Origin of the sequence: Halomonas sp. 707D4, assembly GCF_024158685.1 — a bacterium.
In the GTDB taxonomy this organism is placed as follows: Bacteria; Pseudomonadota; Gammaproteobacteria; order Pseudomonadales; family Halomonadaceae; genus Vreelandella.
In genome coordinates, this window is record NZ_JAMZBD010000640.1 from 1 (window position 1) to 1,426 (window position 1,426).

Consider the following 1,426-nt stretch of genomic DNA (forward strand, 5'->3'; position numbering starts at 1 on the left):
CCAGGCCATGGCAGACATCACCCGCGAGGCACCCGGGCCAGAGCAGGAGGCGCGCTTTCTCGATGACATCGCCGCGCAGCGAACGCTGACGCTGGAACTCACCGAGGCGGTGGTCGCCGCACGCCTGGCCGGCGACATCGCCGGCGCCCAGGCGCTCTTGATCGAGCGCGCCGGCCCCGCCTACGCCGAGTGGCTTTCGCGCATCAACCGGTTCATCGACCTGCAGGAGCAGCTCAACAATACCGCTACCGTTCACGCCAGAGACGCCGCATCGGGTTTTCAACACCTGATGCTGGGGCTGACGCTGGCCGCGCTGCTGCTGGGCGGCTTCATGGCGTACGGGCTATCGCGCCAGCTGCTGCGGGAGCTGGGCGCGGAACCCTTCGAGGTGCAGGCGTTCGCCAGCGCCATCGGCGACGGCAATCTGGCCGCCGCCGAAGGCCGAAGCCCGGCGAACGCCCGGGGCATCATGGCCTCCCAGCTCGCCATGGCCGAACGGCTGCAGGAGACGGTGCTGAAGGTGCGCGCCAGCGCCGAGGCGGTGGCCAGCAACAGCGAACAGATCGCCGAGGGCAACGGCAACCTCGCCTCGCGCACCGAGCAGCAGTCCAGCGCCCTGGCCCAGACCGCCTCCGCCATGGAACAGCTCAGCGGCACCGTCGCCCAGAACGCCGAAAACGCCGAGCGGGCAAGCCACGAGGCGACCCAGGCGAGCGCTACCGCCAGCCGTGGCGGCAAGGCGGTGCGTGAGATGACAGCGACCATGAACGAGCTCGACCAGAGCTCCCAGGAGATCGCCGGCATCATCTCGACCATCGATGCCATCGCCTTTCAGACCAATATCCTGGCGTTGAACGCCTCGGTGGAAGCGGCGCGCGCCGGCGAGCACGGCCGCGGCTTCGCCGTGGTGGCCAGCGAAGTGCGCAACCTCGCCCAGCGCAGCGCCGAGGCGGCTCGGGAAATCAGCGAGCTGATCACCAAGAACTTGGAGCGGGTGAAGCACGGCAACGAGCGCGCCGACGTGGCTCGCCGCTCGACGGAGGAGATCGTCCAGGTCATCGAGCGGGTCAACGTCATCATGAACGAGATCAGCAGCGCCAGCGCCGAGCAGAGCGCCGGCGTGCACGAGATCAACCAGGCAGTCTCGGAAATGGACCAGATGACCCAGGACAATGCCCACCTGGTCAACGAAAGCGCCAGCGCCGCCAACACGCTGCGCCACAACGCCCAGCAGCTCATCCAGGCCATGCAGACCTTCAAGCTGCCCGCTTCCAGTGCCAAGGCGCCAGCCCGCTCACCGGTCGGGGACGATATCAAAGCGCACGCGCCTCGCGCCGCGATAGCCGGCCCTTCGACGCCCGCCTGGGAAAGCTTCTGAGCCCCGGCAAGACGTGAAAAAGCCAAGCGCGGTGCTTGGCTTTTCTTC

At 68.0% G+C, this 1,426-nt stretch carries 1 protein-coding gene; it reads left to right on the plus strand.

Going from position 1 to position 1,426, the window contains the following annotated elements; all coding sequences use genetic code 11:
• Positions 1 to 1,378: methyl-accepting chemotaxis protein (locus BIS11_RS17480; protein ID WP_253586709.1), on the plus strand; the 1,378-nt coding region annotated here is incomplete at its 5' end.
• Positions 1,379 to 1,426 lie beyond the last annotated feature (48 nt).